This is a genomic window from Erwinia persicina NBRC 102418, from assembly GCF_001571305.1.
Taxonomy (GTDB): domain Bacteria; phylum Pseudomonadota; class Gammaproteobacteria; order Enterobacterales; family Enterobacteriaceae; genus Erwinia; species Erwinia persicina.
Genome location: NZ_BCTN01000005.1, coordinates 18,072 through 44,874 on the forward strand (window position 1 = coordinate 18,072; position 26,803 = coordinate 44,874).

The following is a 26,803-nucleotide window of genomic DNA, read 5'->3' on the forward strand; positions in this document are numbered from 1 at the left end:
GCGTGTGGTTCAACGCTGCAACGCATCCAGCGCCAGATTCAGCGCCAGCACATTAACACCCGGTTCACCAATAAATGCCGGGCGGGGCGTCCCGGTGTGGTCGGCAATCAGCCGCTCCACGGTTTCCAGCGGTAAATGCCGCGCCTCCGCCACGCGCGGGGCCTGCCAGCGGGCGGCGGCCGGTGAAATCTGCGGATCCAGGCCGCTGGCGCTGGCGGTAACCAGATCCACCGGCACCTGCGCACTGGCCTGTGGGTTGGCGGCGCGCAGCGCCGCCACGCGTCCGGCTACCGCCTGATCCAGCGCCGGATTGCTGCCCGCCAGGTTACTGCCGGAGGAGGCCAGCGGATTATACGCCGCATCGCCCGTCGCGGAGGGCCGTCCCTGGAAATAATCCGCCCGGGTAAAGCTCTGGCCGATCAGGGCCGACCCGCGCACGGTGCCCTCCACCCGCAGCAGCGAGCCGGCCGCCTGCTGTGGGAACCACCACTGTGCCAGTCCGGTGGTTAACAGAGGATAGAGCAGCCCGGTCACCAGCGTCAGTACGATCAGTAAAAACAGGGCAGGACGTAATTGGCTCATTATTATTTTCCTTATACCAGACCCAGCAGGGTCAGCAGCATATCAATCAGTTTAATACCGGCGAACGGCACCAGCAGACCGCCCACACCGTACAGCCACAGGTTACGACGCAGCAGCGCGGCGGCACTCAGTGGACGGTAGCTCACGCCTTTCAGCGCCAGCGGGATCAGGAACACAATCACCAGCGCGTTAAAAATCACCGCCGACAGGATGGCGGAGTTAGGCGAATGCAGGTGCATCACGTTCAGCCGGTTGAGCTGCGGTAGCGTGGCAGCAAAGGCGGCCGGGATAATGGCAAAGTACTTCGCCACGTCGTTGGCGATGCTGAAGGTGGTCAGCGACCCGCGTGTCATCAGCATCTGCTTGCCGATATGCACGACCTCCAGCAGCTTGGTCGGGTTAGAGTCCAGATCGACCATGTTGCCCGCTTCTTTCGCCGCCTGCGTCCCTGAGTTCATCGCCACCGCCACGTCGGCCTGGGCCAGCGCCGGCGCGTCGTTGGTGCCATCCCCGGTCATGGCGACCAGCCGCCCTTCTGCCTGATACTGGCGGATCAGCGCCAGTTTGGCTTCCGGCGTCGCCTCCGACAGGAAGTCATCCACCCCGGCTTCGGCGGCAATAGCCGCCGCTGTCAGCGGGTTATCCCCGGTGATCATCACGGTTTTGATGCCCATTTTGCGCAGTTCGGCAAAGCGCTCTTTGATGCCGCCTTTAACGATATCTTTCAGTTCGACCACGCCCAGCACGGTGGCACCGTCGCACACCACCAGCGGCGTACCGCCGGCGCGCGCCACCTGCTCCACCAGCCCGTTGACTTCAAGGGGAAACTGGCCGCCGTTGCTGTCGATATGGCGGCGTACCGCATCCACTGCCCCTTTACGCACCGTCCGGTCCTGCACGTTCACTCCGCTCATACGCGTCTGCGCCGAGAACGGGATAAAGGTGGCATCCAGGCTTTTCAGGTCACGTTCACGCAGGTTAAATTTCTGCTTGGCCAGCACCACAATACTGCGCCCTTCCGGGGTTTCGTCAGCCAGTGAGGCCAGCTGCGCGGCATCGGCCAGCTGCTGTTCACTGATACCGGCGGCCGGCAGGAACTGTGTTGCCTGACGGTTACCGAGGGTGATGGTGCCGGTTTTATCCAGCAGCAGGACGTCCACATCACCGGCGGCTTCCACCGCACGCCCGCTGGTGGCGATGACATTGGCCCCCAGCATGCGGCTCATGCCGGCCACGCCAATGGCCGACAGCAGGCCGCCAATGGTGGTGGGGATCAGGCACACCAGCAGCGCCACCAGCACGGTCAGACTGACCGGCTCTCCCGCCCAGGCGGTAAACGGATACAGCGTCGCGGTGGCCAGCAGAAAGACGATGGTCAGCGCTACCAGCAGAATGGTCAGCGCAATCTCGTTTGGCGTTTTACGCCGTTTGGCCCCTTCCACCATGGCGATCATGCGATCCAGGAAGGTTTCCCCCGGGTTGACGCTGCACTGCACCACCAGCCAGTCGGAGAGAATGCGCGTACCGCCGGTCACCGAGGAGAAGTCACCGCCGGATTCGCGGATCACCGGCGCTGACTCACCGGTAATGGCGCTTTCATCCACCGATGCGCCCCCCTCCACCACCTCGCCATCGCAGGGGATCATATCGCCGGCTTCCACCAGCACCCAGTCGCCTTTGCGCAACGATTCGGCGGCCACCGACTGATGGCTGGCACCGTATTTCGGTTCCCCGAGTTTTTTGGCAAAGCTGGTTTTGGTAATGCCTTTCAGGCTGTTGGCCTGCGCCTTACTGCGCCCTTCCGCCAGGGCTTCGGCCATATTGGCAAACAGCACGGTAAACCACAGCCAGACGGCAATGGACGACGTAAAACCGGTGTCTCCGGACATGTTTCCGCTGGCCATACCGATGGCCAGCAGCGTGGTCAGCATACTGCCCAGCCACACCACAAACATCACCGGGTTGCGTACCTGGGTACGCGGATCCAGTTTTTTAAACGCATCGAGCAGCGCGGTACGCATCAGCGCTCCATCAAATAGCGCCTGTTGATTACGACTCATCTCTCTTCTCCGCCCGTTAACGTCCGATCGTTTGCAGATGTTCCGCCACCGGCCCTAAGGCCAGCGCCGGGATAAAGGTCAGCGCACCAACCAGCAGCACCGTGCCAATCAGCAGGGCGATAAACAGCGCCCCGTGGGTGGGCAGCGTGCCCTGGCCTGCGGGCTGTACCTTTTTCAGCGCCAGGGAACCGGCAATCGCCAGCACCGGAATAATGATGCCGAAGCGGCCCGCCAGCATGCAGAACGCCAGCAGCAGGTTCCAGAACGGGGTATTGGCACTCAGGCCACCAAAGGCACTGCCGTTGTTGTTGGCCGCCGATGACACCGCATACAGCACCTCCGAGAAGCCGTGCGTGCCCGGGTTCAGCATCGCGCTGCGTCCGGCGTCGGTCATCATCGCCAGCGCGGTCCCCAGCAGCACCAGGCAGGGCGTGACCAGGATTGCCAGCGCGGTCATTTTCATTTCCCAGACGTCGATTTTTTTGCCGAGATACTCCGGCGAGCGACCGATCATCAGCCCGGCGATAAACACCGCCAGCAGCACGAACAGCAGCATGCCGTACAGCCCGGCCCCGACGCCGCCAAACACCACCTCTCCGATCTGCATCAGCCACATCGGCACCATACCGCCCAGTGCGGTAAAGGAGTCATGCATCGCATTGACGGCACCGCAGGAGGCCGCCGTGGTGATCACCGCAAACAGGCTGGAGTTCAGGATGCCGAAGCGCGTCTCCTTGCCTTCCATATTGATGGCGCTGTCTGCGCCGAGCGTCAGGAAGTGCGGGTTACCGTTCAGTTCAGCCCACATCACTACCGCCACCGCGCCGATAAACATCAGCGACATCGCCCACAGCAGCACATGGCCCTGACGGCGGTCACGCACCACATCGCCAAAGGCAAAACAGAGCGCGGCCGGGATGAGGAAGATCGCCAGCATCTGTACAAAATTGCTGTAGGCGGTCGGGTTTTCAAACGGATGCGCGGAGTTCGCGTTAAAGAAGCCGCCACCGTTGGTGCCGAGCATTTTAATCGCTTCCTGCGAGGCCACCGGCCCCATTGGCAGCGTCTGTTTCACCCCTTCCAGCGTCGTCAGGCTGAGGTAGCCGTCGGTGTTCTGCAGCACGCCCTGGCTGACAAGGAACAGCGCCATCAGCAGCGACAGCGGCAGCAGCACACAGAGAGTGATGCGGGTGATATCCCGCCAGGCGTTACCCAGCTCTCCCAGCGCCCGGCGGGCAAAGCCGCGCATCAGGGCAAAGGCCACGGCCATCCCAGTAGCTGCCGACAGGAAGTTCTGTACCGTCAGGCCGACCATCTGGCTGAAATAGCTCAGGGTGCTTTCCCCGGCGTACGCCTGCCAGTTGGTATTGGTCACAAAGCTGACGGCGGTGTTCAGCGCCAGATCCCAGCTCAGTCCCGGCAGGTGCTGCGGGTTCAGCGGCAGGCTGCCCTGGCTCATCAGTATCACCAACAGCAGCAGCAGGCCGCAGGCGTTAAACAGCAGGATCGCCCACAGATAACGCTGCCAGCTCATGCCTTCCGGGGCCACGCCGCTCACACGCCACAATACGCGCTCCACCCCGGCCATGCCGGGCAGTGGCCGGTCATCCACCAGCCGCGCCAGCCCTTTACCCAGCGGGCGGGCCAGCAGCATCAGCAGCACCAGGTAGGTGGCAATCAGTAAAAATGCGGGAGCGGCCATCAGAACTCCTCCGCACGGATCAGGGCGTACACCAGGTAGCCCAGCAGCAAACAGACCAGCACAATGCCGGTAATCACAGCGACGCTCACAACACACCTCCAGAGGCGTTATTCAGTTCAGCTATTGTTGCGAGTGGCGTGCAAAGTTGATGTAAAAATGCGGGGCTGGGGTGTAAAAAAAGTATAAAAATGGGCCACCTGTGGCGAAGATTTCTTCTGCTGACACGGGGGGGTGAAGGCATGCTGCCCTTACAATAGAGGTTGCTCTGCTTTTTCACCGGGACGCCCGCCGGGCGCGGCGACGGCCATAAAATAGCTCAACAGTGGCCTGAGTGCCGCGCTCCCGGCGTGCGAATGATGATAAATCAGTGCCAGCCTGTCGGCGGCACCATCCAGTTCAGGCACCGCCAGCGCCACCAGCCCGGTGTCCGGCGGACTGTCGCCCAGCGACGGCACCAGGGCGATCGCCACGCCCTGACGGGCCAGCTGTTTCATCACCGGCAGATCGCTGGCCTGGGCCACCACATCAGGCGTCAGGCCCGCATCATGAAAACAGGCCAGCACCCGTTCGTACATGCCGAATCCACGCTGGCGGCGCAGCAGCACCAGTGGATGCGTCGCCAGCGCCGCCAGCGATAGCGATGACGCCTCCGCCAGCGGGTCATCAGCCAGGCACAGCGCCCGCACGCAAAGCTGTTGCAGTGCCATGCTGTCAACATCACTGGCCGTCAGGGTCAGCGGCAGATGCACCAGCGCGGCGTCAATCTGGCGGCGCTCCAGCAGCTCTTCCAGAAAGAGTGGATCGCCCTGATGCAGCGAAAACTGACGCTCCGGGTAGTCTGCACGCAGTGCGGCAATGGCCCCGGCCAGCAGGCCCGTCGCCATATCGACACAACCAATACGCAGCACGCCGCACTGCCCTTCGCGGAAGGCGTGCATCTCTCCCTCAATGCTCTCTGCCAGCTGTAACAGATCGCTGGCGCGCTGGTAAAGATAACGCCCGGCATCGGTGGGGATCATGCCGCGCGGGGTACGTTCAAACAGCCGCAGTTCCCAGTGGGACTCCAGCTGTAACAGTGCCTTGCTGATCGGCGGCTGTGCGGTGTAGAGCACCTGTGACGCAGCCGAAATAGAGCCTTTTTCGACCACGGTTTTGAAATAGTACAGCGGTTTGAGTTTCAGCATGGCGGGATCCGGTGGCAGGAGAAAACGCCTTTTTACCGCAATGCAGTCAGTGCGACGAAACCGGTGATGCTTTTCGGGGCGATCGGCAGACAGCGCGCCCCTGCGGCCAGACTGCTGCTCAGGTGAAATCCGGCAGGAAGCGTTTTACGTCCACCTCTTTGAACTGGCAGCGCTGGAACTGGCTTTTCAACGCGTAGGGCACCGTACAGTCAAAAATGGTTTTGCAGGCGATCCCCTTATCGCTGATGGTGGGGCTGAAGGCCGGTATCTGCGACGGATCGAGCGGATGACAGCGGACGCCGGGGATAAACAGCGTATCCACATCCCCCTGATAGCGCGTCTGCATCGCCCACAGCACGTCGTTACTGTCAAAAATATCCACGTCTTCATCAACCAGCATGACGTGTTTAAGTTCGGGGAAGGCGGAAAAGGCCAGCAGCGCCGCCTGACGCTGCCGCCCCTCGTCCATCGGCCCGCTTTTCTTAAACTGCATAACGGCGAGAAACTTCCCGCCCCCCGCCGGATGGGCATAGACATTCAGCAGACGTCCCGGCATCGCGCGTTCAACCATGCCAAGAATGCTGGCTTCGGTCGGAATACCGGCCATATTCACATGCTCTTCACTGCAGCCAATGGTGTGCTGCAGGATGGGCTGCTGGCGATGAGTGACCGCTTTTACTTTGATCAGCGGCAGTGCGGGATTCGCCGCCCCGGTGTAGCCGGGAAATTCGGGCATTGCCTTGCCGGTATGGGTGTTCTGGTCTTCACGTACCCGCACATCCGGCACCAGTTCCCCTTCAATCACCACTTCCGCATGAGCAATGGCTCGCGCATCCACCGTGCGCGCCTGCGCTAATACCACCGCACGCCCTCTTAATGCCCCGGCAACGCTGAGTTCATCAAATCCCAGCGGCGTGGTGGGTGGCTCGAAGCAGGCACCGATGTAAATGGCCGGATCAACACCGATGCTGATGGTCAGCGGCAGCGCCTGCCCGGCGGCTTCCGCCTTCTGACGAAACACATCCAGATGGCGGCCGGGGGCGAAGTACATCGACAGCGCATCGCGCCCCTGAATACACAACCGGTGAATGGTCACATCGGACTGGCCAGTTTCCGGGTCGCTGGCATAGCACAGCCCCATGGTGAAATAGGGACCGGCATCCTCTTCAGTGTTGGTCGGGGCGGGCAGCAGCGTGCGCAGGTCAAAATCCGGATGGCTGGCGAGGTGCACCACCTCCTGACAGGGGATGTCGGCCTGTTGCGTCAGCACTGGTGGAATGGGGTGACTCACCGAGTCCATCAGCAAATGGCCAAGGCGTGCCGGATCGCAGCCCAGCAGATGACCCACGCGACGCCGTGAGGCCAGTATGCCGGTCACGACGCGGAAATCAGGAAAGCCTTTCACCCGGTTGAATAACATTGCCGGCCCTTCGCGCGTCGGCCGCCGGGTCGTCCCGCCCGCGCCCACGTAGCGGTATACGGCGGACAGTTCCGCATGCGCATCCACTTCAGTATCGGTATCCACCCGTTCGCCCGGGAGGTCGGCCAGCAGGGCCAGCGCAGAGCGCAGATCGTGAACAGCAGGTGTCATCGTCGTCTCCGTATGGTGGTGATGGCATCAGTATGCAGGCCAGCCACCGCACCGGATATCACTGAAAAAGTTACCCGCTATACCCTTTTGCTCATGCTCTGCGGGCAGCGCATCCCCCCTCCGTCTTCAGAGGGGCATCAGGATTTGAGGGAGACCTCTTCGATGTGCGGTTTTGCTTTCACGCCCCCGGCCACCAGCCATACCGCCACGATGATCACCAGCCCCCCGGCGATAAATCCCTGCGACAGCGTCTCCCCGAGGAACAGATAGCCCCACAGCACGCCAAACGGGGGGATCAGGAAGGTAACGGTCAGCGTTTTCAGCGGGCCGATATCGGCAATCAGACGGAAGAAAAGAATATAAGCCCAGGCGGTACACACCAGGCCGAGCGCCAGCACGCACAGCCAGACGCCGGGATGAGACCACGATACCGCAGGCTGGGTGAGGAGCGACCCGATGAAGAACGGCAGCAGGAAAACGCTGGCCCCGATCTGACTGCCCAGCGCCACCAGTCGTGCATCCATGCCGCCGCGATCGCCAATCCACTTTTTCGTCAGAAAGCCTGCGCTGGCATAGCAGGCCGTCGCCACCAGACAGGCCGCAATACCCAGCAGTACCTCCTGTGACAAGGCCAGGCTGCCGGTGGTGGTCAGCAGCACGATACCGAGCAGACCCAGCAGCACCCCGGCGATGTTTCTCAGGGTAAATTTTTCGCTGAAAAACAGCCCCCCAATCAGCACGCCCATCAGCGGAGTGGTCGCGTTAAGAATGGCGGAGTAACCCGCCGGTAGCCACTTTGCCGCCAGACAGTACATCGCAAACGGAACGGCTGAATTGATCACACCTAACGACACGGCCGGCAGCGCCTTGCCGCTAAAGCGGATCCTGACCCGCAGTACCCGCAGTAGCGTCAGCAGGCCAAGGCAACCAAACAGCACGCGCAAAAAGGCGGTATTCAGTGAACCGAAATACGGTGTGGCCACGCGCATAAACATAAAGCTGGCCCCCCAGATGGCGGCCAGCAGAACTAAGCGCCCGATATCCCCTTGCTTCATACCCTTTCTCCCCGTCCTTCGTTGAGCCGTATTTATAGGCCGGGCAGGCTGGCAAAACAAGCCGTTAACGGCCATTGAGATCGCTGACATGAATTTGCGAGCTGTGTCGTGGTATAGACATAACAGGCCCTCCGGGGCTTCTCATCTGTCGGCGGGGGTGCTTAAATTCGCTACTGAACACTGACCGGAGGTTTTATGCTGTCCTCACACACCCTTAGCCTGGCTATCCACCGTAACTGGGTAGACCTGTATGAAACGATCTGGAAGCCGGAGTTTTTCCCCAAGTGGGCCTCGGGTTTGAGCCAGGGGCCGCTGGAGCCGGAAGGGAGCGGCTGGAAAGGGCGCGGGCCGCACGGCCCGGTGAAAGTCCGCTTTACGGCGCATAACCCTTTTTGCATCATGGACCACTACATCGACGGCGGTTACAGCAAAGAGATCTTTGTTCCAATGCGTATCGTGGCGAATGAAGAGGGATCGCAGGTGCTGATCACCGTCTTTCGACAGCCGCTGGTGTCGGATGAAAAATTTGCCCAGGAGCTGGAGTGTGTTAAACGTGATTTACAGGCGCTGCATACGTTGCTGACCACCTGACAACGCAGCCAGGGAGGCTGGGGCGCGCAGCCCAACGGAAAGGAAAATCTGATGCAGAAGATAATTTTTGATACCGATATTGGCGTCGATGACGCGTTCGCCCTCGCCTTTGCCGCAAAAAGCCTCGATATTCTTGGCATCACCACGGTTTTTGGCAATGTGCCGGTCAGCCAGGCGGTCAGTAATGCCCGGCTGTTCAGCCAGAAGATTGGCCTGAATGTGCCGATCTATCGCGGCAGTTCCCGGCCGCTGGCCCACGCCCCGTCGACGCCCGCCTGGGCGGTACATGGCGAGGACGGACTGGGTGGTGTATTTGACAATCCGTGGAACGGGGCCGCGGATAACGCCATTGAATTTATTATCCGCAGCGTACGCGCCCACCCCGATGCCCTTACCCTCGTGGCTATCGGCCCGCTGACCAATATTGCCATGGCCATCAACCAGGCGCCCGATATCGTGCCGCAGATCAAACAGCTGGTGATCATGGGCGGTGCCTTTGGGACTCAGGGTCACAGCGGTAACGTCACCCCGTTTGCTGAGTTTAATATCTGGAAAGATCCGCACGCCGCAGATCAGGTGCTGAACGCCGGGCTGCCTGTCGTGCTGCTGCCGCTGGATGTCACCCATCAGGTGCTGGTCAGCGGCGATGAGATACGCGCCCTGAAACACCCGGTGCTGGAAGCCATCTCCCGCCGCTATCTGCAATACAGCCGCGAAAAAGAGGGAACGGAAGGCATGCCGCTGCACGATACCCTGACCATTGCTTACCTCTGCCACCCGGAATGGTTTGGCGTGACGGCGTCGCCGGTGCGGGTGGTCACTGAGGGGATTAGCCGTGGCCAGACGCTGCGTCAGCTGCACAGCGCCGCCTCCTACGACGATCCGTTTGCCGGCAGCTGCGTGCAGAAACTGTGCCTGACCGTCGAGGCTGAGAAAGTCAAAGCGCATTTCCTTGCTACGCTGCAGAACTGAACTGACGGCGGCTGACTGACACAAAACCGCCCGCCGGGGTGATTTCCCTCACGGCGGGCGGTTTTGTGTCAACTGGGGTCAAGACAGGGGGTGAAAGCGCAGCAAAAGTCAGTGCTCTGCAAGTTATGTAAAACGCGGTCAATTATCAATCAATTTTTTTGATAAACAACAGCAAATCACTCCGCTATCACAACTTCATTAGCAGGCGTACTATTGTTTCCAACGAGGCAAAACGCCTTACCCAAACAAATCTAATGAAGGAATGACCCCATGAAATCTATCAAAACTTTTGCTGCTGTTATCATGCTCTCTACGGTTTCTTTCGCCAGCTTTGCGCAGAGCGTCACCGCAACCGGCAGCACCCTGGACAGCGCTGAAGCGAAAATCGCCGCTCAGGCACAGCAGGCCGGTGCATCGTCTTACAAAATTATCGAAGCCAACACCAACAACGGCGTTCATATGACGGCCAAGTTGCTGAAATAAGTTCTGCCTGACTGCCAGTCACCTGACTTAAGGTTATATGCCCGGTCCCTGTGATCCAGGGAACGGGCATACCCGATCCTGCCGCCGCCAGTCCGAACCCCACCGCCTTCGCCACGTCCAGCCTGGCGTCAGACCAGCACCGGCACGTAATAATCGATGCGACCACTTCGTGACGCGCTGAAACGCTGCGGATCAATACGTTCAATATCATAGCCATCGCGACGCACAGCGCCTGCGGTCGGCAACGCGTGTTCATAAATCAGCTTAATAAAGTCAGCGAACTGCTGCGCTTCACCATTAAAACTGAAGTGCAGATAGGTCTGTTTTTCGACCGCAATCTCAACCAGCGGGGTTTCTGTTCCCCCGGCGTCAGGATGAAAGCAGGCGAGATACTGCAGGGTGGCGCAGTCATCCGCACGCGGCCCCCCTTTAATCACGTTCGATAAACCGTACAGCGCACCGGGATGAGCCGCCGCCTCTGCCAGCCGCTGCCGCCAGAGCGCTTCACGCTTATCCCAGCAAAAGTGACAGATCGTGTCCTGCGTGAACGCATAATCCGTCACCCGTCCCCGTAAGGTCATCGCATCCAGTTCGACCAGACGGCCCTCCGGCACGGGCTGGGTCGTGAGATTGATCGGCGGGCATAATCCCTTGCAGGACCAGTGCAACGCATCCCGGTACTGCGCCGGCGTGACGTTAAAATGCCGCTTAAAGGTTTTGTGATAGACGTTATGGCTGGAGAAACCGTGTTCGCTGCCCACGGAGTCAATCTGCTTATCAAACAGGCGCAGCATAAACGCACTGGAGGTCAGCCGTCGCTGCCGACAGTACGACGCCAGCTTTTGCCCGGTCACCTCTTTGAAAATACGTTGCAGGTGCCATTTGGAATAGCCCGATTTCTCAACGAAATCATTGATGGAGAGTGGCGTATGGATATTCCCTTCCAGCCAGTGCAGAAGCTGGTAAACCACTTCCTGTTTGAAGGTCGTTTTCACGGTGAATGATGCTCTCTGGTGAGTGTCAGCAAATAGTTTTTCAGCGTTAACGGGTCACGAATGCCCCGGGAATTTCCCAGGGAACAGGCCAGCCAGGCGCCGTCAGCGGCCAGCCGCGCCACTTCATGCTGTGGCTCGCTGTCGGTGTCATGGTGGCGTTTCAGCCGCCCGGCCAGCCACGCCGCCCAGCGTTCGCACAGTTCGGGCGAGCCCATCATTGACCGCGACAGCGGCATGCTCAGGCTTTTCTCTGCCTGTAAAATATCGTCGAACGCAACGCTGATATAAGCGCGCGTGAAGCAGCCTGACGCCAGGTCGTCGGCCGCCATCATGCGGTCAATCGCCTGCTCGTTCTCTGCCATAAAGTGATCAAATACTGCATCCAGCAGCGCCTGCTTATGGGGGAAGTGATGAAAGAATCCCCCTTTTGTCACACCTGCGGCCGCCGCCACCGCCTGCACGGTCACACCTGCCAGCCCCTGCATCGCAGCCAGTTCAGCGGCACTGTGGATCAGCGCCGCCCGCACCTGCTCGGGCTGTTTTTTACGTTTATAGCCTCGCTCACAGCAGAGTGCTGCCCGCAGAGAAAGGGCGGAGAGAGAGTGATTGTTCATGACGTTTTCATTTCAAAGATACCACACGGTATGTTTGCAGCACGATAGCATAAATCTGTCCATTTTCAGTTTTTTTTAAGCTCCTTTCGGCACGTCCTGAAATGAAATTTTTGAATCTTATTTCATCTAAAACAAAAAAAATAATCTGACATGCTTCATGTCCTGAGTATTTACCTCCGCGCCTGTGCTGTTGCGCCGTCAGCAGACGTGATAGTTTTTTGTCATAACGCTTATCAAGGGCTCTCTGATGAAAAAAACCACACTGACGGACATTGCCCGCGAAGCGGGCGTGGGCGTTGCCACCGTTGACCGCGTGTTGAACCGTCGGGCACCGGTACGTCCGGATACGGAAAGCCGCGTGATTCAGGCCGCCTCGCGGCTTGGCTACCGTTTCGACCCTGATTTTCTCACGGCCACGGTGCCACGCCAGAGCGCAGGCACACTGCGTATTGGGGTGATCCTGCTGTCACGTGACTATTCGTTTTACGATACCTTTGCCCGGGCGCTGGAACAGCATGCCGCCCCGTTTTTACAGGCAGGGACAGCCGTTGAATTCGCGTTTCACGATATCCACGCGATTGAAGAAACGGCGGCCGCTATCGACAGCCTGAGCGATCACGTTAACGTTCTGGCACTGATTGCCCTCGACAATGCGCTGATCCGCCGGGCGGTTGAGAAAGCCAGCCGGAAGGGTGTTAACGTCTTTACTATTCTCTCCGACCTGTCGCCCTGCGGTCACTCCGGCTATATCGGTCTCGATAACCGCAAAGCGGGCAGAACCGCCGCCTGGGCCGTGCAACGTCTGAGCGGCCCGCCCGGTAAAGTGGGGGTTATCGTCGGTGATAATCGTTTTTTATGTCAGGAAACCTGTGAGATCAGCTTCCGCTCCTACCTGCGGGAGTACGCCACGGGTCATACGGTGCTGGAACCGGTAAAGAGTTTTGAAAACGTGGCGCAGGGCTATCAGGTGACCGCTGATCTGATCCGGCGTCACCCGGAGCTGTCGGTGATCTATGCCCCGTGTGGCGGGGTCGAAGGGGTGGTCAATGCGCTGCGCGACAGCGACAGACGGCACGAGATCACCCTGATCTGCCACGGGCCACTGCAGGATGCGCAGCTGGCCCTGATCGACGGCACGCTGGACATCATGATCGCTCACCGGCTGGATGAGCTGGCTGCCCGCGTTGTCGAGGCGATGCAGCAGGCCAGCCGCGATGAGCATGGCGGCTTTATTGCCCTTACCAGTGGTTTTGAACTGATCACGAAAGAGAACTACTGAGCCCCTCGCCGGGTCGGCCCCCACCGACCCGCTGGTTACCCCTGTCGAATAACCCGCTGAATTCACTGAAATGATAGAATTTTATCATGTGAAACTATCAAATTTAGTGAGATCACCATCAAAAAACAAATATTCCATCATTGTGATCAATGGAACGTTTGTTTGATACTTCCTTCAAATAACAACGGAAGGATTATCTTGTGTCCCGGACAACACCAAAACACAACATGGCGTATGTGATGGCGATCTGCGCTGTCGCCGCGCTGGGTGGCCTGCTGTTTGGCTATGATTCGTCGGTCATCTCCAGCACCACCAGGTGCCCTGCTCATTGATCAAGAAAGGACAGCGAAATGACGATTCATATTGCTAATGCCCCCTGCAGCTGGGGGGTGGATGACCCGAAAAACCCCTACCTGCCCCCGTACGAGAAGGTGCTGAAAGAGGCGTCGCAGGCCGGTTATTCCAGTATTGAGCTGGGACCCTGGGGCTACCTGCCCACTGACCCGGCACTGCTAAGCGAAAAACTGCAGCAGTATGGCCTGACGATAGTCGCGGGAACGATCTTTGACGACCTGGTCAGCGAAGCGAACTTCCCTGCGATGATTGCACTGACTCATCACCTGTGCCGCCATCTGTCGGCCGTTCCCACGGCCGCACCCGTTCACGGCGATAACCTGCCGGCCCCCTATCTGGTGATTATCGACTTCGGTAATGCCGACCGTGCGCGCTTCGCCGGTCAGTACGACAAAGCCGCCCGCCTGTCCGACAGTGACTGGCAGCGCATGATCGATCACATCAGCGAGATAAGCCGTATTGCCCATACCTACGGCGTACGCCCGGTGATCCACCCGCACGCGGGCGGCAACATTGAATTTGCCGATGAACTGGAAAAGCTGGTGCAGGCCATCCCGCACAGCGTGGCGGGCCTGTGCCTGGATACCGGCCACCTTTATTACGCCGGCATGGATCCGATCCCGGCGCTGGCACACTATTTTGAGCGCATTGATTATCTGCATTTCAAAGACGTGAACGACGCGGTATTCCGCGATGTCCTCGCCCGTGAACTCGACTTCTTTACCGCCTGTGCCGAAGGGGTAATGTGCCCGATTGGCCAGGGGGCGATTGATTATCCGGCCGTGCGTGCCTTCCTCGCGGAGCGCCATTACCAGGGCTGGATCACCATCGAACAGGAACGCGACCCGCGCCAGGCCGACGGCAGTCTGCACGACGTGACCGAAAGCCTGCGTTATCTCACCGCTGTCGGATTTTAATTAAGGAATATCAGATGATTAACGGCATTAAACCTCTCGATCGTTCCCTGCGCTGGGGCATGGTAGGCGGCGGCGGAACCAGCCAGATTGGCTATATCCATCGTTCGGCTGCGCTGCGCGACAGCACCTTTACCCTGGTCGCGGGCGCGTTCGATATTGATGCGGCACGTGGCCGCGCCTTTGGCGAGAGTCTGGGCGTGGATGGCCATCGCTGCTACCCGGACTATCAGACGCTGTTTGCTGAAGAAGCCGCGCGCGCTGACGGTATTGAAGCGGTATCGATCGCCACGCCCAATAATACGCATTTCGCCATCTGTAAAGCCGCGCTGGAATCTGGCCTGCACGTGGTGTGTGAAAAGCCGCTGTGCTTTACCACTGCAGAAGCGAAAGAGCTGGCCGCCCTGAGCCACAGGCAGCATAAAATTATCGGCGTCACCTACGGTTACGCCGGGCATCAGCTGATCCAGCAGGCGCGCAGTATGATTGCGGAAGGTCTGCTGGGCGATATTCGCATTGTGAATATGTCGTTCTCGCACGGCTTCCATAATGAAGCGGTCGAGCTGGATAACCCGAGCACCCGCTGGCGCGTCGATCCGGCCTTCGTCGGGCCAAGCTACGTGCTGGGCGACCTGGCGACCCACCCGCTGTTCCTGGCAGAAACCATGCTGCCCGATCTGAAAATCAAACGCCTGATGTGTTCACGCCAGAGCTTTGTTAAAACCCGTGCGCCGCTGGAGGATAACGCCTTTGTCCTGATGGAGTACGATAACGGGGCGGTGGCATCGCTGTGGTGTTCAGCCGTGAACTGCGGATCGATGCACGGCCAGAAGATCCGCGTGATCGGATCGAAAGCCAGCCTGGAGTGGTGGGACGAACAGCCAAACCAGCTGCGGTATGAAATTCAGGGTGAGCCGGTGCGTATTCTGGAGCGGGGAATGGGCTACCTGGCCTCGCGTGCGCGGGAAGAAGACCGTATTGGCGGCGGCCATCCGGAAGGGCTGTTCGAAGCCTGGTCGAATCTGTACCGCCGTTTTGCGATTGCCATGGATGCGACCGACCGGGGTGATAATGCGCTGCTGGCAGATTTCTGGTATCCGGATGTCCATGCCGGGGTGGCCGGCGTGCAGTGGGTGGAGCGCTGCGTTGCGTCAGCCGATGCGGGCGCGACCTGGGTCGATTTCGCGTAACAGGCGCTGTGCCGGGCGGGGCGAAAAAGCCGATCGGCCCCGCCTCGCCCCGGGGCGTTACTCCCGCCGTGTCGGCTGGGAGCGAATATACTGCCAGAATCGCTCCGCAGACAGATTCAGTCTGGAGCCGGAGCGGTAGACATAGGCTTTAATTTCCAGCGACACCGCAGGATCCAGAATGGCCAGCCTGCCCTCACGCAGTTCATCTTTGATCGAATACTGCGGCAGCCAGCCCACCCCCTGGCCGTTAACGATCATGCGCTTCAGCAGTTCGCTCATCGACGAGACAAACCGCAGTGAAAAGGTGTCGTCAGACAGCGTATCGATCACCTGATTCACCTGTCGTCCCATATAGCTGTCGTTGGCATATTTCATCAGGGGCAGAATATCGTTACTCAGGGAATACAGTGGCTGACCGTGCTCGTCACAGGGCGTGACCAGGTGGAGGTGGGAGTCGAAAATCTTATGATGGACAAAGGGAAAGTTCATCAATTCTTCGTTATAAAAACTCAGAATAAAATCACACTTCCCTTCTTTCAGGTTATAAACCGCCTCATCCACGTTAATCGATTCAACATAATGAATGCGCTCCAGGCTGTCGTTATATCCGGCAATCATTTCGGGCAGCAGCAGCACAGATAACGACGGGGCCGCATCGATTTTAATGCTCTGCCTGAGGTTGTCTAACCCCTTGATTCGGTTGAGCTGGAAATCCATATCATCAAGCATATTGCGGGCATAACCGATAAAGTTTTTACCCTGCTGTGTCAGCTGTAACGGATTTTTGCTGCGGTCAAAAATCATAAAACCCAGCGCAGACTCAAGGGACTGAATACGGCGGCTGAAGGAGGACTGCGAAATATTTCGCTTCTCTGCGGCCTGGGTAAAACTCCGGCTCTCCTCCAGGGCAATCACATCATAAAACCATTTTACTTCGAGATTACCGATCATCGATGTCTGTTTCCCCTGTCGCAAAAGCGCTATGCAAATTTAGCATGCAGCATAGAAATTATGCAATTAGAGCATCCATTATCCAGTGCTAGTATTCCTGCACGAGTTCGCAACAAACCGTTAACCCATCCTCAGACCATTACTAGTCAGGTATCTCATGTCCAGCACTGTCTCTCTAAAAGCCGCTTTGTCAGACCTTGGTATTACCGACCTTCATGACGTGATTTACAACCCCAGCTATGAACTGCTGATGGAGCATGAAACCGCGCCCGGGCTTACCGGCTGGGAACGCGCCACCCTGACCGCCTCCGGTGCGGCTGCGGTGGATACCGGCGAGTTTACCGGGCGTTCCCCGCGCGACAAATATATCGTCAGGGATGCTCTGACCGAAGATACCGTCTGGTGGTCTGACGCCGGCAATGGCCGTAATGATAATAAACCGCTGTCGCCAGCCGTCTGGGCAGAACTGCGCGCGCTGGTCTGCCAGCAGCTGTCAGGGAAAAAACTCTACGTGGTCGACGCCTGGTGTGGTGCCAATGCCGACTCGCGGCTGGCGGTCAGGGTGGTGACAGAAGTCGCCTGGCAGGCGCACTTTGTGAAAAACATGTTTATCGCCCCTTCCGCAGAAGAGCTGGCAAACTTTACCCCTGATTTCATCGTAATGAACGGCGCAAAGTGCACCAACAGCCAGTGGCAGTCACAGGGGCTGAACTCTGAAAACTTTGTGGCCTTCAATCTGACCGAGAAAATTCAGCTGATCGGCGGAACCTGGTACGGCGGCGAAATGAAAAAAGGGCTGTTCTCGGTGATGAACTACCTGCTGCCCCAGCGGGGAATTGCCTCAATGCACTGCTCCGCCAACCGGGGCGCTGCGGGGGATGTTGCGCTGTTCTTCGGCCTGTCCGGCACCGGTAAAACCACGCTGTCCACGGACCCGCTGCGCGAGCTGATCGGTGATGACGAACACGGCTGGGACGCGGAGGGCGTCTTCAACTTTGAAGGCGGTTGCTATGCCAAAACCATCAATCTGAGTGAAGCCGCAGAGCCGGAAATTTACCGCGCCATCCGCCGCAACGCGCTGCTGGAAAACGTGGTGGTGAAGGCCGATGGCAGCATCGACTTCGCTGATGGCAGCAAAACGGAAAACACCCGGGTCTCTTACCCGCTGGATCATATTGAGAATATCGTCCGCCCGGTGTCCGCTGCAGGCCATCCGTCGAAAGTGATTTTCCTCGCGGCCGATGGCTTTGGCGTGCTGCCGCCGGTTTCGCGCCTGACCCGTGAACAGATGCAGTACCACTTCCTGTCCGGATTTACCTCTAAACTCGCCGGCACCGAGCGCGGCATCACCCAGCCGACACCGACCTTTTCTGCCTGCTACGGGGCCGCCTTTTTAATGCTGCCACCGACCCGTTATGCCAGCGTACTGGCAGAAAAAATGGCGGAAACACAGGCAGAAGCCTGGCTGGTCAACACCGGATGGAATGGTAAAGGGGAGCGCCTGTCGCTGAAGGATACCCGCAATATTATCAACGCTATCCTTAACGGGACGATTGCGCAGAATGATACCCGGCTACCGATCTTTGAGCTGATGATCCCGGCTCAGGTTCCGGGGGTGGCGGATGCCCTGCTTGACCCGCGCAATGGCTGGGAAAGCGCAGAACAGTGGCAGCAGGCGGCCGAAAAATTAGCCCGCTTATTTATCGACAACTTTGCCCAGTACACCCGCACAGAAGACGGCGCGCGTATCGCTCAGGCCGGGCCAACCCTCTGATCCTCCCTCAGGCGGAATAAGGCCTTACCGGCCTTATTCCGTTTATCCTGCTGAAGGCTGTCCGGCTCCGTTACACAAAGCGTACATCCGCCGTGTTGACCAGACGGACAAACGGCCCCGCCAGCGTTGCATTATGATGGGCAATTATCTGCGCGGCGGTGAGCACGCCACTGTCCGGGGTGCTGTGGGCATCGCTCACCAGCACCACGTCAAACCCCAGATCTGCCGCCGCCCGACAGGTGGTGTCAACGCAGTATTCTGTTTTCATTCCGGCGATCACCAGCCGCTTCACGTCAGACGCCTGCAGCCATGCCAGCAGCGGCGTGCCGGCAAAACAGCTGGGCCGCGCTTTGTTAAAACAGCGGTCCGTCTGCGCACGCGGCAGTTCCGCAGCCAGCTGCCACGCCATGCTGTCAGCGGCGATCGGCGATCCCGCCGGACCGGTGTGTTGGGCAAAAAAGACCGGCACCTGCTGCGAACGGGCCGCGACGATCAGATGGGAAACGTTCGCCAGTAAACCGGCTTTATCGTGAGGCTCCTGCGGGCCGTGCAGTAAGCCTGCCTGCATATCAATCACTAATAACGCGGAGGCGTCAGACATGTTATTTCTCCTTTAACAATCCTGATTAACACCAGTGACGACGGAGAAATAAGCGACCCCGTCGGAAACCGGCGGGTGGGGGAAGGTGTGCTAACTACTCAGACACGCAAACTCGCCACACGCCGCCATAAGCGGTGGTGGTGGTTGGGGTGGTAAGGCACAGCTGAGTCGGTTGCATAGAGGACAGATTCGCGCAGACGCGACGGTTATGCAATAGCTTTCTCATGGGAAAATCGAAACGGGTGATAACCATCGGTCAATCCCTGACCGACGCATTATCGAGGGTTTTCGGTGCAGCCAGGCTTAAAGAACAGCCCCGGGCGGTACGTGTTTAAAGGTGTCGACATAAACCCGGAACACGTATTTGAAGAATTTTTTCATGATGGCCTGTATGCCGCTTTATTGAATATTGCTAGAAAATTATACATGCAGCCCATTTTTCAGGCAATATTTTATGAGCCAGATCACATAATCGCCCTCAGTATGCCGATAAAAAGATAAACCAGAGCTAAACGGCCCCGCCGCCCGGCAGGCATCTCCCCTCTGCCGGAGGCGCAATTTTTTCCAATATTTCAGGGAAAAGCCTGAACATAATGGGCCTCTCTTCCCTCATCAGTCGGACGCTAATGCCCTTTTCAAATGGTTTTCTTCTCAGTCTTTCCCTGTGTCTGGATATCGGCATCGCCAATATTGCGATGATCACCCTGGCCATGCAGCGCGGTTACTTTCACGGCTTCTGGCTGGGGATCGGCACCTGCGTGGGCGATCTGATCTATGCGATCCTCGCGATGGCAGGCATGGCGGTGCTGTTGCAGTTCACTGCGGTGCGCTGGGTGCTGTGGATCGGGGGATCGCTCATCCTGCTGTGGTTTGCATGGAAAATGGTGCAGAACGCCCTGCGCCCGACGGCAGATCTCAGTGCCGGAGACATCGGCCAGGCACTCAGTATTCGTCAGAATTTCTTCCGGGGTATTTTCCTCGCCATGTCATCGCCCACGGCGATCCTGTGGTTTGCCGCGGTCGGTGGTGCTCTGATTTCGCGGATGAGCAGCAGCGGCACAGCGGCGTCAGGATGGTTCCTCAGCGGATTTTTCCTGGCGGGCGTGACCTGGACGGCGGTGCTGTGTGCGATGGGGAGTGTTGGCGGACGCATGCTCGGGGCGAAGATGCTGCGCTGGTCGTATATCGCGTCGGCGGTGATTTTCTGCTATTTCGCCGGTTACGTCATCCTCTCCGGCTACCGTGAATTTATCGGCTGAGCCTGCGCAGATAGTGATGGGGGGTGATCCCCATCATTTTGCGAAAGCTGTTAATAAAGTGGCTCTGGTCGTAAAAGCCCAACCGGTGCGCCACATCCAGGGCGCTGTGGTGGTCACGCAGCAGATTACGCGCCGCCAGCAGGCGCAGCTGCATATGATATTGCAGCGGGGCAATGCCCGTCTGCTGACGAAACTGCCGCACGAAATGATATTTGCTCAGTCCGGCAGCGGCAGACAGTTCGTCCAGCGTCAGCTTTACCGTCAGATTGTCGCGCATGCACTCCAGCGCCCGTCCCACGGGAAGGGGGGCAGGTTCTTGCTTTCTGCCGCGACGGTGTTGCAATAACTGGCTGGTCAGCCACAGCAGGCTTTGCTCCTGTTCTTCATCGCCTGACTGCACGTAGCCGCAGATGGCGGCAAACAGCGTGGGATCGCGCAGTACCCCTTCATACAGGATCGGCGGAGATCGATCGTCAGGATCGGCAAACACCTGACGCGGCAGATGAATGCTGTAAAACTCCACCGGATCGGCACCAAACTGCGAAGACTGCAGCGTTTCAGGATTGTAAATAGTGATATCGCCTGCGTGAACAAACAGAGTTTGCCGGTGCAGGCTGAGGGTTTCAATGCCGCTGAGGTTGGCACTGATGACATATTCTTCGTGGGTGTGCAGCGGGAACGCCGCATGGCTGGCAGTGAGGTGCGAACATTCAATCTGATTGTGGCTGTTCCAGTCGACTATCGATAACGGCATATCCACCCCGCCCCTGACAGGCCGGAGAGTGCATTCACCGGCCCAGATGTTCCACTAAAATACTACAGCCAATACCAATGAGCACTACACCGCCGAAAATTTCTGCCCATTTTCCCATCACCGGGCCCAGGAAACGGCCCAGCAGGATACCGGCCGAGGCCATTATCATGGTGGACGCACCAATGGCCAGTGCAGTGGTGACGATGTTCACCTGCAGGAACGCCAGGCCCACGCCTACGGCCAGCGCATCCAGGCTGGTCGCCACCGCCGTACAGGCCAGCAGCCAGAAACCGTGGCTCGCAGGCGCTTCTTCCGGCTTGCACTCTTTCTTACGCAGCCCTTCGATGATCATGCGGCTGCCTAAAATAAACAGCAGGCCAAACGCCACCCAGTGATCCCACGCCATAATATACTGGCTGGCGGCCAGACCAATCGCCCAGCCGATCAGCGGGGTGAGGGCTTCTATCGCGCCAAAGATCAGGCCGGTACGCAGCGCTTCTTTCAGGCTGGGGCGATGCAGGCTGGCCCCTTTGCCGATTGCCGCCGCAAAGGCGTCCATCGACATACCAAAAGCCAGAATCAGGGTTGCGTATAGGTTCATTGTATTTATCCGGGCTGAAGGCACAGTGGCGCTTCAGGTCGTTAAAACATCAGCTTATGTTGTAAAAATAATCATAAGCCTGTTCAAGTGAGACGCATCCTAGCATGCTAATCGCCAGAAAAAAAGACAGTAAAATCAGGGATTTGAGTATAGCCTCGGCTATACTTTTTAACAGTGGCTAATTTAGAGGTCAAATTCAGAGCGGAAACTCTAAAAGAATTACCGTCTTACAAAAAGAGTAGGGATATACATCCCTGGCGAGGGTGGGGGGATATTTCACCGGCTTCCGGCAAAATATCGCCCCTTTTGTTCCAGACGGCAATTACCACACCCTGTAGACTTTTCCCGTATCAATCCCCTCAACGCTGCGGCGATAAGCCAGCGCCACGCGGCCTGCCGGAGCACTTTCAAAGCCCGGGAAGAACGGGCCGTAGCTCTCCAGCGATTCAGTTAATACCGTCGGGCTGACGGCGTTGATGCGCAACCCGCTCAGCTCGGCGGCGGCGGCCAGCACAAAACCCTCCAGCGCTGCGTTCACCGCCGTGGCGTTGACCCCGGTACGGATCGGCTGTTGGGCAAGAATACCGCTGGTCAGAGTAAATGAGCCGCCCGGATTGACGAAGGCTTTACCCATCAGCACTAACCGCACCTGCCCCATCAGCTTATCCTGCAGGCCGTGGTTGAACTGCTCGCTGGTCATCTCTGCCAGCGGGCCAAAGTGTACGCCGCCGGTGGCCGCAATTACCGCATCGACCTTTCCTGTCTGAGCAAACAACGCTTTGACACTCTCCTCACGGCTCAGATCGACCTGATAATCACCGTGGTTTTTTCCGACGCGGATCACCTGGTGATCCTGTGCCAGCTCCTGCACGATGCCCTGACCCACGGTGCCCGTGGCGCCAATCACTAAAATTTTCATCTGTTCTCTCCTGTCGGTTATTCAGTCCGATGAGTGTGACGCAGTGCGGTGGACGAATAAATGCGCGATACTTTCGGGAACTCCGAACCCAGGGTTTGTAATCATGGATAAATTACGCAGCATCGAAGCCTTTATCTGCGCCGTGGAGAGCGGCAACTTTAGCGAAGCCGCGCGGCGGCTGGACATCACCGCGGTGATGGTCGGCAAACATGTCCGCCAGCTGGAAACGGTGCTGAATACCCGTCTGTTGCAGCGCAACACCCGCCGCCAGCACCTGACGGAGGCCGGAGAAAGTTACTATCGCCAGTGCAAGCTGGCGCTGGCCCAGCTGCGTGAAGCGGATGAAAGCGTAGAAAATATGAAACGGACCCCGTCGGGTCTGCTGCGCATCAGCGCTCCGCTGAATCTCGGCGCCAGCGCCATTGCTGCGGTGGTGACACGCTATCAGCTGCGCTATCCGCAGGTGAAAATCGAGCTGGATCTGAACGACAACTTTGTGGATCTGATTGCGGAAGGGTTTGATTTTGCTATCCGCATTGGCGGGCTGAAGCACAGTGAACCGCTGGTCGCCCAGTTTCTTGGGGAGTATCAGATGGTGGTGTGTGCCGCACCGGACTATCTGGCGCAGTTCGGTTCACCGCAAACACCGGAGGATCTGCAACAGCACCGTTGTCTGGCCAACCGGGCGTGGAACAAAAATAATGCCTGGCAGTGGGGCAACGTCACCTGGCCGTTTGACAACAGTTTTACCTGTAATGATGGTCAGGCTCTGCGCCAGGCGGCGCTGGCCGGGGCCGGGTTGATACTGCAGCCGCGTATTCTGCTGGCGCAGGATATCGCCGCAGGTCGCCTGGTGCCGCTGCTGCAGCCATGGCAGCCGGAGAGCCGCCCGATTCATCTGCTGTGGCGTCAGGATCTCAGCCCGTCGGAAAAACGCAGCAGCTTCGTTCGCTGGATGCGTGAGCAGGTTCCTCCCGCACTGGTGGTTTAATGATTGAAGATGCGCGGAGATTCACTGAAAATAATGGCAACTGACTAACACGGAATCGTGATGAAAAACCCTTTTGAAACTTTCCTGATGCCGATGAGCACGCTGTTGCTCGGCTTTCTTTCCGCGCTGCTGCTGCCAGCCCCCTCGTTCGGCCTGACGCTGGCGCGCAGGCTGGTAGAGATGTTTCACCTTGATGATATCAGCCAGCTCTATACGCTGGTGTTCTGCCTGTGGTTTTTACTGCTGGGGGTGATTGAGTTCTATGTCATTCGTTTTATCTATGTGCGGTTTATCCGGCCATAGTCACGGCCGGAAGGGCCGGCCCGATAAAAGGCCGTCCCAGACGGAACAGTGCCCACAGGCTGACCTTTTTTCGGTCAGCCCACCAGGTTACCCGCTAAATATCATCGCAATGCTGCTGGAAAAAATCAGCAATCCAATAAAGAACAGGATAATAGCGGTCACGGCATTATTATTTTTCATCGTTACGCTCCCCTCAGAACCACTGGCCAAAACGGCGCATATAAAGGCGTTTCATGCCCTGAGTCACCAGGCAGTAGCCCAGCAGCGTCGCCAGCAGCCACGGGAAGTAGTTCCACGGTAGCGGCACCAGCCCGACGGCATGGCCCAGCGGTGAAAACGGGATCAGGATCCCCAGCGCCATCACCAGCCCGGTCATCAGCATCACCGGCAGGGCGGCGCGGCTCTGAATAAATGGAATTTTCTGCGTGCGCAGCATGTGCACCACCAGCGTCTGTGACAGCAGCCCTTCAACAAACCAGCCAGACTGGAACAGCGCCTGCGTTTCTACGCTGTTCGCCGCAAAGACATGCCACATCAGCCAGAAGGTGGTGATATCAAAAATCGACGAGGTCGGCCCCATCCACAGCATAAAGCGGCCAATATTTTTGGCGTCCCACTTGCGCGGCTTGCGCAGAAATTCTTTGTCCATTTTATCCCACGGCAGCGCCAGCTGGGACAGGTCGTACATCAGGTTCTGCAACAGCAGATGGATCGCCATCATCGGCAGAAACGGAATGAAGGCGCTGGCCACCAGTACGGAAAAGACGTTGCCAAAGTTGGAGCTGGCAGTCATGTTCAGGTACTTGATGATGTTGCCAAACGTCTCGCGCCCTTTGATCACGCCCTGTTCCAGCACCAGCAGGCTTTTTTCCAGCAGAATGATATCCGCTGACTCTTTGGCGATGTCGGTCGCGCTGTCGACGGAAATACCGACATCCGCCGCACGCAGCGCTGGCGCATCATTGATGCCATCGCCAAGGAAACCGACGGTGTGGCCATTGTGTTGCAGCATCTGCAGCACGCGGGTTTTCTGCTGCGGGCTGAGGCGACAGAACAGCGTTCTCTCTTCCACCCTCCGTGCCAGTTCAGCGTCGTCCATACGCGCGATCTCACTGCCACACAGCGGCTCGCCGGCCTCCAGCCCCACGTCACGACAAATCTTAGCGGTGACAATGGCGTTATCGCCGGTCAGGATCTTCACCGTCACGCCCTGTTCATGCAGCGCGGCAATGGCCGCAGCCGCACTCTCTTTCGGTGGGTCGAGGAACGTCAGCAGGCCAGTAATGACCAGTTCACGTTCGTCGGCTGCACTGATCTTAGAAGTAAGCGTGTGCTCACTCACCTGGCGCGTTGCCACCATCAGTACGCGGAAGCCCTGCTGGTTATAGCGCCCGGCCAGCTGGCGTAATTCCGCGCGACCCGCCTCATCCAGCGGACGGACTTCTCCCGCCTCCATCCGGTAAGCAGAAACCGCCAGCATCTCCTCGACCGCCCCTTTACAGATCAGGGTTTGCTGGCCTTCATCGGCCACCAGCACTGACAGGCGACGGCGCTCAAAATCAAAGGGCAGTTCATCAAGCTTGCGGTAGCGCCACAGTCCGCTGACCGCCGCATTCCCCTGGCAGTAACCTAAAACGGCGCGATCCATCAGGTTTCTGACCCCGGTCTGATGGCGGCTGTTCAGCCAGGCAAGCTGCAGAACGCGGTCATCACTGTGGCCCTGCAGGTTGAGGTGCCCGGCAAGCAGGATTTTGTCCTGCGTTAACGTGCCGGTTTTATCGCTGCACAGGACATCCATTGCACCCAGATTCTGGATAGCATTCAGGCGTTTAACCACCACTTTGCGTTTCGACAGGGCAATCGCCCCTTTCGCCAGGTTGGAACTGACAATCATTGGCAGCATTTCTGGCGTCAGGCCGACGGCTACCGCCAGCGCAAACAGCAGTGCATCGCTCCAGTCGCCTTTGGTGTAGCCATTAATCAGCAGTACTACCGGTACCATCACCAGCATAAAACGGATGAGCAGCCAGCTGACACTGTTGACGCCACGGTCAAAGGAGGTTTGTGGGCGCTCACCGACTAATGATTTTGCCAGTGACCCGAAGCAGGTCTGGCCGCCGGTGGCGACCACCACGGCCGTGGCGCTGCCGCTGGCCACGCTGGTGCCCATCAGGCAGATACCCGGCTGACTTAGCAGGTCCTGATCATCAACGGCAGCAGGGTTGCGATGCAGCGGGCTGTGGCTGTCATATTTCTCCACGGGCAGGGCTTCTCCACTCAGCGCAGCCTGGCTGACGAACAGATCGCGTGAGGAGAGCAGCCGCACATCGGCGGGGATCATATCCCCCGCCGACAGCTGCACGATATCCCCCGGCACGACCTCCTGCAGCGGTACCTCCCTGCTGACCGCCTCACTGTCCGTATGACTGCGGCGCAGGACCGTTGCCGTGGTGCTGACCAGCGACTTCAGCGCTTCCGTCGCCTTATTGGTGCGGTACTCCTGCCAGAAACGCAGCAGACCGCTGAGGCTAATCATCACCAGCATAATGGTAGCCCCGGTCAGGTCGGTCTCTTCACCGCGCCGCAGCGGCATGACATAGTCGGTAAACACGCTGATGACGGCCAGCACCATCAGGATCCAGATAAACGGGTTATTGAAAGCCTGGAACAGCTGGATTAATGCGGCCGGCGCACGATCACTGGCGACCTGATTCGGGCCGTATTGCGCTAAGCGTGCGGCCGCTTCTTCACGGGTCAGTCCCTGACGTTGAGTATTCAGATGAGCGAGGGTGTGATCCTGGCTCTGGGTGGCCGCGCTGGCGATAGCCAGCTCACGGGCCATTTTCAGGTGGGTCTGGTGCATTTTCATCATGCCAGCTCCTTGAATAAAGGTGTTTTACGCGCAGGCACAGCACGCCTGCAGACGAGGATATTTTTCGGTTATTCAGTGGGAGGCAGGCGGACAGGACGACAGCAGGCAGGGATCAGTTCAGGTTTATCCCCCTGTGGTCACACCGCAGCCTCTCTCGGGACGGAGGTTCTTTCATCGGGTGTTCCTTATGGCAAAAATATTTTATGCACGGG

The 26,803-nt window shown here is 58.4% G+C and carries 27 protein-coding genes; 11 read left to right on the forward strand and 16 right to left on the reverse strand.

From position 1 onward, the window contains the following. Positions 1 to 9: 9 nt before the first annotated feature. The 7 genes from kdpC to EPE01S_RS07155 form a co-directional block, all read right to left on the reverse strand. A complete protein-coding gene (kdpC, locus tag EPE01S_RS07125) occupies positions 10 to 582 on the reverse strand; it encodes a potassium-transporting ATPase subunit KdpC (protein WP_062743913.1) in 573 nt (190 codons plus the stop codon). Between the two features lie 11 nt (positions 583 to 593). Further along, complete coding sequence (gene kdpB / locus EPE01S_RS07130) at positions 594 to 2,642, reverse strand: potassium-transporting ATPase subunit KdpB (RefSeq protein WP_062743914.1); 2,049 nt, start codon at positions 2,640 to 2,642, stop codon at positions 594 to 596. A gap of 16 nt (positions 2,643 to 2,658) precedes the next feature. After that, positions 2,659 to 4,344, reverse strand: a complete 1,686-nt coding sequence (kdpA, locus tag EPE01S_RS07135) for a potassium-transporting ATPase subunit KdpA (protein WP_062743915.1) — start codon at positions 4,342 to 4,344, stop codon at positions 2,659 to 2,661. Then, positions 4,344 to 4,433, reverse strand: a complete 90-nt coding sequence (gene kdpF / locus EPE01S_RS23235; RefSeq protein ID WP_084344168.1) for a K(+)-transporting ATPase subunit F — start codon at positions 4,431 to 4,433, stop codon at positions 4,344 to 4,346. The genes kdpA and kdpF overlap by 1 nt, the downstream gene beginning before the upstream one ends. A gap of 159 nt (positions 4,434 to 4,592) precedes the next feature. Beyond that, positions 4,593 to 5,528 (reverse strand): LysR family transcriptional regulator, encoded by a 936-nt coding sequence (locus EPE01S_RS07145; RefSeq protein ID WP_062743916.1) that lies wholly within the window; start codon positions 5,526 to 5,528, stop codon positions 4,593 to 4,595. A 118-nt stretch (positions 5,529 to 5,646) separates the two neighbouring features. After that, positions 5,647 to 7,119 (reverse strand): UbiD family decarboxylase, encoded by a 1,473-nt coding sequence (locus tag EPE01S_RS07150; RefSeq protein ID WP_062743917.1) that lies wholly within the window; start codon positions 7,117 to 7,119, stop codon positions 5,647 to 5,649. A 137-nt stretch (positions 7,120 to 7,256) separates the two neighbouring features. Further along, a complete protein-coding gene (locus tag EPE01S_RS07155; RefSeq protein ID WP_062743918.1) occupies positions 7,257 to 8,174 on the reverse strand; it encodes a DMT family transporter in 918 nt (305 codons plus the stop codon). 195 nt (positions 8,175 to 8,369) lie between these two features. Here EPE01S_RS07155 and EPE01S_RS07160 point away from each other — a divergent pair, with 195 nt between their 5' ends. The 3 genes from EPE01S_RS07160 to EPE01S_RS07170 all read left to right on the forward strand — a co-directional run bounded on the left by EPE01S_RS07160 (position 8,370) and on the right by EPE01S_RS07170 (position 10,220). Continuing rightward, positions 8,370 to 8,765, forward strand: a complete 396-nt coding sequence (locus tag EPE01S_RS07160) for a hypothetical protein (protein WP_062743919.1) — start codon at positions 8,370 to 8,372, stop codon at positions 8,763 to 8,765. A 51-nt stretch (positions 8,766 to 8,816) separates the two neighbouring features. Further along, on the forward strand, positions 8,817 to 9,737 hold the full coding sequence (locus EPE01S_RS07165) for a nucleoside hydrolase (protein ID WP_062743920.1): 921 nt from the start codon (positions 8,817 to 8,819) through the stop codon (positions 9,735 to 9,737). Between the two features lie 270 nt (positions 9,738 to 10,007). Next, positions 10,008 to 10,220, forward strand: coding sequence for a YdgH/BhsA/McbA-like domain containing protein (locus EPE01S_RS07170; protein ID WP_062743921.1), 213 nt, complete (start codon positions 10,008 to 10,010; stop codon positions 10,218 to 10,220). Positions 10,221 to 10,348: 128 nt separating this feature from the next. Here the strand turns inward: EPE01S_RS07170 and EPE01S_RS07175 are convergent, their stop codons facing one another. Together EPE01S_RS07175 and EPE01S_RS07180 are read right to left on the reverse strand one after the other, a co-directional pair. After that, positions 10,349 to 11,215: a helix-turn-helix domain-containing protein gene (locus tag EPE01S_RS07175; RefSeq protein ID WP_062743922.1), complete on the reverse strand. Its 867-nt coding sequence runs from the start codon at positions 11,213 to 11,215 to the stop codon at positions 10,349 to 10,351. Further along, the gene (locus tag EPE01S_RS07180) at positions 11,212 to 11,829 is read right to left on the reverse strand and encodes a TetR/AcrR family transcriptional regulator (RefSeq protein ID WP_062743923.1); all 618 of its coding nucleotides are present in this window, start codon (positions 11,827 to 11,829) and stop codon (positions 11,212 to 11,214) included. Before EPE01S_RS07180 ends, EPE01S_RS07175 begins: the two co-directional genes overlap by 4 nt. 247 nt (positions 11,830 to 12,076) lie before the next feature. Between EPE01S_RS07180 and EPE01S_RS07185 the strand changes: the two genes are divergently transcribed. The 4 genes from EPE01S_RS07185 to EPE01S_RS07195 all read left to right on the forward strand — a co-directional run bounded on the left by EPE01S_RS07185 (position 12,077) and on the right by EPE01S_RS07195 (position 15,566). Then, on the forward strand, positions 12,077 to 13,108 hold the full coding sequence (locus EPE01S_RS07185) for a LacI family DNA-binding transcriptional regulator (protein ID WP_062743924.1): 1,032 nt from the start codon (positions 12,077 to 12,079) through the stop codon (positions 13,106 to 13,108). 200 nt (positions 13,109 to 13,308) lie between these two features. Then, complete coding sequence (locus tag EPE01S_RS23900; protein WP_255210136.1) at positions 13,309 to 13,440, forward strand: hypothetical protein; 132 nt, start codon at positions 13,309 to 13,311, stop codon at positions 13,438 to 13,440. A gap of 18 nt (positions 13,441 to 13,458) precedes the next feature. Then, positions 13,459 to 14,379, forward strand: a complete 921-nt coding sequence (locus tag EPE01S_RS07190) for a TIM barrel protein (protein ID WP_062743925.1) — start codon at positions 13,459 to 13,461, stop codon at positions 14,377 to 14,379. 14 nt (positions 14,380 to 14,393) lie between these two features. Beyond that, a complete protein-coding gene (locus EPE01S_RS07195; RefSeq protein ID WP_062743926.1) occupies positions 14,394 to 15,566 on the forward strand; it encodes a Gfo/Idh/MocA family protein in 1,173 nt (390 codons plus the stop codon). 57 nt (positions 15,567 to 15,623) lie between these two features. On the opposite strand, the gene EPE01S_RS07200 is transcribed toward EPE01S_RS07195, so the two are convergent. Continuing rightward, complete coding sequence (locus tag EPE01S_RS07200) at positions 15,624 to 16,517, reverse strand: LysR substrate-binding domain-containing protein (RefSeq protein WP_062743927.1); 894 nt, start codon at positions 16,515 to 16,517, stop codon at positions 15,624 to 15,626. 157 nt (positions 16,518 to 16,674) lie between these two features. Here EPE01S_RS07200 and pckA point away from each other — a divergent pair, with 157 nt between their 5' ends. Then, a complete protein-coding gene (gene pckA, locus EPE01S_RS07205; protein WP_062743928.1) occupies positions 16,675 to 18,291 on the forward strand; it encodes a phosphoenolpyruvate carboxykinase (ATP) in 1,617 nt (538 codons plus the stop codon). A 70-nt stretch (positions 18,292 to 18,361) separates the two neighbouring features. On the opposite strand, the gene EPE01S_RS07210 is transcribed toward pckA, so the two are convergent. Continuing rightward, on the reverse strand, positions 18,362 to 18,892 hold the full coding sequence (locus EPE01S_RS07210; RefSeq protein WP_062743929.1) for a cysteine hydrolase family protein: 531 nt from the start codon (positions 18,890 to 18,892) through the stop codon (positions 18,362 to 18,364). 303 nt (positions 18,893 to 19,195) lie between these two features. Next, a complete protein-coding gene (gene azuC, locus EPE01S_RS24060) occupies positions 19,196 to 19,273 on the reverse strand; it encodes a stress response protein AzuC (protein WP_118665912.1) in 78 nt (25 codons plus the stop codon). Between the two features lie 245 nt (positions 19,274 to 19,518). On the opposite strand from azuC, the gene EPE01S_RS07220 reads away from it, so the two are divergent. After that, positions 19,519 to 20,151, forward strand: coding sequence for a LysE family translocator (locus EPE01S_RS07220; protein WP_084344169.1), 633 nt, complete (start codon positions 19,519 to 19,521; stop codon positions 20,149 to 20,151). Here the strand turns inward: EPE01S_RS07220 and EPE01S_RS07225 are convergent. The 3 genes from EPE01S_RS07225 to EPE01S_RS07235 form a co-directional block, all read right to left on the reverse strand. Beyond that, entirely contained in the window at positions 20,141 to 20,905 is a 765-nt protein-coding gene (locus tag EPE01S_RS07225) for a helix-turn-helix transcriptional regulator (RefSeq protein ID WP_062743932.1), read from the reverse strand. The two genes, EPE01S_RS07220 and EPE01S_RS07225, sit on opposite strands and share 11 nt — an antisense overlap. 34 nt (positions 20,906 to 20,939) lie before the next feature. Next, on the reverse strand, positions 20,940 to 21,506 hold the full coding sequence (mntP, locus tag EPE01S_RS07230) for a manganese efflux pump MntP (RefSeq protein WP_062743933.1): 567 nt from the start codon (positions 21,504 to 21,506) through the stop codon (positions 20,940 to 20,942). Between the two features lie 322 nt (positions 21,507 to 21,828). Beyond that, positions 21,829 to 22,425: a short chain dehydrogenase gene (locus EPE01S_RS07235; protein WP_062743934.1), complete on the reverse strand. Its 597-nt coding sequence runs from the start codon at positions 22,423 to 22,425 to the stop codon at positions 21,829 to 21,831. A gap of 103 nt (positions 22,426 to 22,528) precedes the next feature. Between EPE01S_RS07235 and EPE01S_RS07240 the strand changes: the two genes are divergently transcribed. Together EPE01S_RS07240 and EPE01S_RS07245 are read left to right on the forward strand one after the other, a co-directional pair. Beyond that, positions 22,529 to 23,416 carry a LysR family transcriptional regulator gene (locus EPE01S_RS07240; RefSeq protein WP_062743935.1) on the forward strand — a complete coding sequence of 296 codons (888 nt, stop codon included), beginning with the start codon at positions 22,529 to 22,531 and terminating at the stop codon, positions 23,414 to 23,416. A gap of 60 nt (positions 23,417 to 23,476) precedes the next feature. Next, positions 23,477 to 23,719, forward strand: a complete 243-nt coding sequence (locus tag EPE01S_RS07245; RefSeq protein WP_062743936.1) for a DUF1158 family protein — start codon at positions 23,477 to 23,479, stop codon at positions 23,717 to 23,719. 193 nt (positions 23,720 to 23,912) lie between these two features. Here the strand turns inward: EPE01S_RS07245 and mgtA are convergent, their stop codons facing one another. Beyond that, the gene (mgtA, locus tag EPE01S_RS07250; protein ID WP_062744130.1) at positions 23,913 to 26,588 is read right to left on the reverse strand and encodes a magnesium-translocating P-type ATPase; all 2,676 of its coding nucleotides are present in this window, start codon (positions 26,586 to 26,588) and stop codon (positions 23,913 to 23,915) included. Positions 26,589 to 26,803 lie beyond the last annotated feature (215 nt).

Excerpts from the sequence above, each read along its gene's own strand:
- kdpC (WP_062743913.1), bottom strand. The coding sequence starts at position 582 with ATGAGCCAATTACGTCCTGCCCTGTTTTTACTGATCGTACTGACGCTG.
- kdpB (WP_062743914.1), bottom strand. The coding sequence starts at position 2,642 with ATGAGTCGTAATCAACAGGCGCTATTTGATGGAGCGCTGATGCGTACC.
- kdpA (WP_062743915.1), bottom strand. The coding sequence starts at position 4,344 with ATGGCCGCTCCCGCATTTTTACTGATTGCCACCTACCTGGTGCTGCTG.
- EPE01S_RS07145 (WP_062743916.1), bottom strand. The coding sequence starts at position 5,528 with ATGCTGAAACTCAAACCGCTGTACTATTTCAAAACCGTGGTCGAAAAA.
- EPE01S_RS07150 (WP_062743917.1), bottom strand. The coding sequence starts at position 7,119 with ATGACACCTGCTGTTCACGATCTGCGCTCTGCGCTGGCCCTGCTGGCC.
- EPE01S_RS07155 (WP_062743918.1), bottom strand. The coding sequence starts at position 8,174 with ATGAAGCAAGGGGATATCGGGCGCTTAGTTCTGCTGGCCGCCATCTGG.
- EPE01S_RS07160 (WP_062743919.1), top strand. The coding sequence starts at position 8,370 with ATGCTGTCCTCACACACCCTTAGCCTGGCTATCCACCGTAACTGGGTA.
- EPE01S_RS07165 (WP_062743920.1), top strand. The coding sequence starts at position 8,817 with ATGCAGAAGATAATTTTTGATACCGATATTGGCGTCGATGACGCGTTC.
- EPE01S_RS07170 (WP_062743921.1), top strand. The coding sequence starts at position 10,008 with ATGAAATCTATCAAAACTTTTGCTGCTGTTATCATGCTCTCTACGGTT.
- EPE01S_RS07180 (WP_062743923.1), bottom strand. The coding sequence starts at position 11,829 with ATGAACAATCACTCTCTCTCCGCCCTTTCTCTGCGGGCAGCACTCTGC.
- EPE01S_RS07185 (WP_062743924.1), top strand. The coding sequence starts at position 12,077 with ATGAAAAAAACCACACTGACGGACATTGCCCGCGAAGCGGGCGTGGGC.
- EPE01S_RS07190 (WP_062743925.1), top strand. The coding sequence starts at position 13,459 with ATGACGATTCATATTGCTAATGCCCCCTGCAGCTGGGGGGTGGATGAC.
- EPE01S_RS07195 (WP_062743926.1), top strand. The coding sequence starts at position 14,394 with ATGATTAACGGCATTAAACCTCTCGATCGTTCCCTGCGCTGGGGCATG.
- EPE01S_RS07200 (WP_062743927.1), bottom strand. The coding sequence starts at position 16,517 with ATGATCGGTAATCTCGAAGTAAAATGGTTTTATGATGTGATTGCCCTG.
- pckA (WP_062743928.1), top strand. The coding sequence starts at position 16,675 with ATGTCCAGCACTGTCTCTCTAAAAGCCGCTTTGTCAGACCTTGGTATT.
- EPE01S_RS07210 (WP_062743929.1), bottom strand. The coding sequence starts at position 18,892 with ATGTCTGACGCCTCCGCGTTATTAGTGATTGATATGCAGGCAGGCTTA.
- azuC (WP_118665912.1), bottom strand. The coding sequence starts at position 19,273 with ATGAAAAAATTCTTCAAATACGTGTTCCGGGTTTATGTCGACACCTTT.
- EPE01S_RS07220 (WP_084344169.1), top strand. The coding sequence starts at position 19,519 with ATGCCCTTTTCAAATGGTTTTCTTCTCAGTCTTTCCCTGTGTCTGGAT.
- EPE01S_RS07225 (WP_062743932.1), bottom strand. The coding sequence starts at position 20,905 with ATGCCGTTATCGATAGTCGACTGGAACAGCCACAATCAGATTGAATGT.
- mntP (WP_062743933.1), bottom strand. The coding sequence starts at position 21,506 with ATGAACCTATACGCAACCCTGATTCTGGCTTTTGGTATGTCGATGGAC.
- EPE01S_RS07235 (WP_062743934.1), bottom strand. The coding sequence starts at position 22,425 with ATGAAAATTTTAGTGATTGGCGCCACGGGCACCGTGGGTCAGGGCATC.
- EPE01S_RS07240 (WP_062743935.1), top strand. The coding sequence starts at position 22,529 with ATGGATAAATTACGCAGCATCGAAGCCTTTATCTGCGCCGTGGAGAGC.
- EPE01S_RS07245 (WP_062743936.1), top strand. The coding sequence starts at position 23,477 with ATGAAAAACCCTTTTGAAACTTTCCTGATGCCGATGAGCACGCTGTTG.
- mgtA (WP_062744130.1), bottom strand. The coding sequence starts at position 26,588 with ATGAAAATGCACCAGACCCACCTGAAAATGGCCCGTGAGCTGGCTATC.